At 66.1% G+C, this 3296-nt stretch carries 4 protein-coding genes; 1 reads left to right on the top strand and 3 read right to left on the bottom strand.

Features of this window, described 5'->3' with window-relative positions; all coding sequences use genetic code 11:
* Positions 1–825 (top strand): ComEC/Rec2 family competence protein (locus ABY403_RS14905; protein ID WP_372841608.1); only part of this gene is annotated, 825 nt, incomplete at its 5' end.
* Positions 826–881: 56 nt separating this feature from the next.
* Here the strand turns inward: ABY403_RS14905 and lexA are convergent.
* From lexA to moaC, 3 genes are all read right to left on the bottom strand, one after another.
* The gene (lexA, locus tag ABY403_RS14900; RefSeq protein WP_372841607.1) at positions 882–1565 is read right to left on the bottom strand and encodes a transcriptional repressor LexA; all 684 of its coding nucleotides are present in this window, start codon (positions 1563–1565) and stop codon (positions 882–884) included.
* Between the two features lie 69 nt (positions 1566–1634).
* Positions 1635–2813 (bottom strand): gephyrin-like molybdotransferase Glp, encoded by a 1179-nt coding sequence (gene glp, locus ABY403_RS14895; protein ID WP_372841606.1) that lies wholly within the window; start codon positions 2811–2813, stop codon positions 1635–1637.
* Positions 2813–3286 (bottom strand): cyclic pyranopterin monophosphate synthase MoaC, encoded by a 474-nt coding sequence (moaC, locus tag ABY403_RS14890; protein ID WP_372841609.1) that lies wholly within the window; start codon positions 3284–3286, stop codon positions 2813–2815. The genes glp and moaC overlap by 1 nt, the downstream gene beginning before the upstream one ends.
* Positions 3287–3296: the final 10 nt, after the last annotated feature.

Here is a 3296-nt window from a genome sequence, read left to right as displayed (position 1 = left end):
TTTGCCTCGGCACCGATTGCCGCTGTGCATTTCAATCGGATGCAGGAATACGGGCTGCTAGCCAACCTTCTCGTGGTGCCGGTGATGGGCACGGCGGTGATGCCCGCAGGCGTCATTGCAGCGATCGCGGCACCCTTCGGGCTGGCCGGACCGCCGCTTTGGGTGATGGAACAGGGCACGCGCTGGATGATCCTCGTCTCAGATTGGGTAAGCGGGTTGGAGGGCGCGCAGCGCGCGGTGATGCTGCCGCCAGACCCGGTGCTGCCGATGCTGGCACTGGCCGCAGCACTTGCGGTGCTGGGGCGCGGGGCGGCGCGTGGGCTTGGGCTGGTGCTTGCGCTTGGGGCCGCACTGCTTTGGACGCAGGCAAAGCGCCCGGCGCTGCTGATTGCACCGGAGGGCGAGCTCGTGGGGCTGATGACGCCCGAGGGCCGCGCGCTTTCCAAGGCGGGCGCAGGATTCGTGGCCGAAACTTGGCTGCTTGAAGATGGTGACACCGCCCCTCCCGAAGAGGCCGCAACCCGCCCCGGCTGGACAGGCCCCACAGGCACCCGCGAGGCGGAACTTGCCGGGCGGCGCGTGGTTCATCTGACGGGGAAGGGCGCATCGGCGCGCGTGAACGATTCCTGCACGCCGGGTGCGGTGGTGGTGCTGGCAGCCGTGGCCGAGCGCCCCGCACCGGATGGTTGCCTGCTGTTCGATCTTGCGACTTTGCGCAAAAGTGGCGCTGTCTCGATCACCCCCGAGGGCGCGGGGTTGCGCATTCAGACCGTGGCAGAAACGCACGGAGCGCGCCTTTGGGCACCCGCAGCCAAGGCGCGATAGCCCGAGACCGGGCAGGGGCCGCGAAGGTTACAGCCCGCAATGCCCTTGCTGCCCGCTCAATAGCTACGAATCAAGCCTACAAGGCGCCCTTGCACCGCCACCTGATCGTCGCGCAACAGGCGGGTTTCATAGGCGGGGTTGGCGGCTTCCAGTGCGATCATGCCGTTCTTGCGGCGGAAACGCTTTAGCGTGGCCTCATGCCCCTCGACCAGCGCCACCACGATATCGCCGTTTTCAGCGGTGCCCTGCTCGCGGATCACGACGATGTCACCATCGTTGATGCCCGCTTCGATCATCGAGTCGCCCTTTACCTCTAGCGCATAGTGCTGGCCGCGCCCGGAAAGCATCGAGTCGGGCACCGTGATGTGGTGCGAAATCTCGGAAATCGCCTCGATCGGCACGCCAGCGGCGATCCGGCCCATCAGCGGCAGTTCCATCACCCCGGCCGCAACCGGCAGCGCGCCACGCGGCGGATCGCGCCGGTCGCCTGCAATCACCTTCGGGCTAAAGCCGGGGCGTTCCATCGCCTCGGGCAGTTTGACGATTTCTATGGCGCGGGCGCGGTGCGCAAGGCGGCGGATAAAGCCACGCTCTTCCAACGCGGTAATCAGCCGGTGAATCCCTGATTTCGACCGCAGGTCCAACGCGTCCTTCATTTCGTCGAACGAAGGCGGAACCCCGTCGCGCTGCGTGCGCTTTTGAATGAAATCTAGTAATTCCAATTGCTTGCGCGTCAGCATGGATACAACTCCGCAGGTTTGTTCAAGCTATGTTCTAACCGTGTTCCCGTTTCGTGTCAACGCCTTGGGCTAAAGCGGCAGGTAATCTACCCAGTCACCTGCGGCGCGTGGGCCATCATGTGGCGGGCGGATCAGCAGCGCGTCGGCCTCTGTCAGAATTGTCAGCAGGGCCGAATCCTGCTCGGTAAACGGCGCTATCGTGGGCGCATCGCCCGCGCCAAGGCGCGATCGCATGTAATGGGCGCGCTCGCCGTTGGCGGTAAGCGGCGCGGCAAGGCGGGCGCGCATCGCCCGGTGCTCGCCCGGCAAGCCCTGCATCGCCGCAAGCATCGGCAGCAGAAAAAGCCGCGCCGTGACGAAGGCCGAAACCGGGTTGCCCGGCAGGCCAAGCAGCACCGTCTGGCCCATGCGCCCCGCCATCAGCGGTTTGCCCGGCCGCATCGCGACCTTCCAGAACGCGCGCTCTAGCCCGAGCGTTTCGGCCACGCGCCCCACCAGATCGTATTCCCCAACCGAAGCGCCGCCCGAGGTGATGATAAGGTCCGCCCCTGCGGCAAGCTTGAAGGCCTGCGAAAGTGCCGCCTCGCTGTCACGCGCAATCGGCAAAAGCCGCGCCTCGGCCCCTGCGGCCTCGGCCATCGCTACCAAGGCGAAGGAATTGGAGCAGATGATCTGGTCAGGACCGGGGCTTTCGCCGGGCATGACCAACTCGTTTCCCGTGGCGATTACCGCCACCACCGGGCGGCGCGCAACCACGACCGACGGCACGTTCATGGCGGCCAAAAGCCCGATATGGCGCGGTGTGAGGCGCAACGGTGCCGCAAGCTCTGCGCCCGCGGCAAAGTCTTGCCCGCGCCGCCGGATGTTCGGTTGCACCTCAAGCCGGTCGGGCAGGGTGATCAGGTCGCCCTCACGGGTGATATGCTCTTGCATCACCACCCAGTCGGCCCCCGCAGGCACCGGCGCGCCGGTGAAAATGCGCAGCGCCTCACCAGCAGAAAGCGCGCCCTCATAGCCCGCGCCCGCGCTCGACTCGCCCACCACCCGCAGCTGCGCGCCGGGTGTGTGGTCGGCGGTGCTGACCGCATAGCCATCCATCGAGGCCGCGTCGAACGGCGGCTGCGTCAGTTGCGCTATCGCCGGTGCGGCCAGAACCCGGCCGCAGGCGGTGCGCAGCGGCACGGTTTCAGTTTGCACCGGGCGCGCAAGCGCCAGAACCCGGGCCAGCGCCTCTTCAACCGAAATCATCAGGGTGCCTCGTAACGACCCGATTTTCCGCCATCTTTTAGCGTCACATGGATGCCTTCGATGTGCATGGCGCGGTCAACGGCCTTAAGCATGTCATAAACCGTCAGCGCCGCCACCGAGACGGCTGTCAGCGCCTCCATCTCGATACCGGTGCGGCCCTCGGTTTCAACCGTTGCGGTAATCCGCACACCGGGCAGGGTCGCGTCGGCCTCTAGGTCCAGCGCCACGCGGGTCAGCGGCAGCGGGTGGCAGAGCGGAATGAGGTCGGGTGTGCGCTTGGCACCCATGATGCCTGCCAGCCGCGCCACACCAAGAACGTCCCCCTTTTTTGCGCTGCCAGACTGCACTAGCGCCAGCGTTTCAGGTGCCATCACCACCGAGCCCGCCGCGACGGCCACCCGATGCGTGATGGGTTTGGCTGAAACATCAACCATATGCGCAACGCCTTTCGAGTCGAAATGGCTTAGGGGCATGGTCCCTCCA

The sequence above is a fragment of the Phaeovulum sp. genome (genome assembly GCF_041596715.1).
Taxonomy (GTDB): domain Bacteria; phylum Pseudomonadota; class Alphaproteobacteria; order Rhodobacterales; family Rhodobacteraceae; genus UBA6213.
Note: the sequence above shows the minus strand (reverse complement) of the source record. Positions and strands in the feature narration are given on the sequence as shown.

Excerpts from the sequence above, each read along its gene's own strand:
- lexA (WP_372841607.1), bottom strand. The coding sequence starts at position 1,565 with ATGCTGACGCGCAAGCAATTGGAATTACTAGATTTCATTCAAAAGCGC.
- glp (WP_372841606.1), bottom strand. The coding sequence starts at position 2,813 with ATGATTTCGGTTGAAGAGGCGCTGGCCCGGGTTCTGGCGCTTGCGCGC.
- moaC (WP_372841609.1), bottom strand. The coding sequence starts at position 3,286 with ATGCCCCTAAGCCATTTCGACTCGAAAGGCGTTGCGCATATGGTTGAT.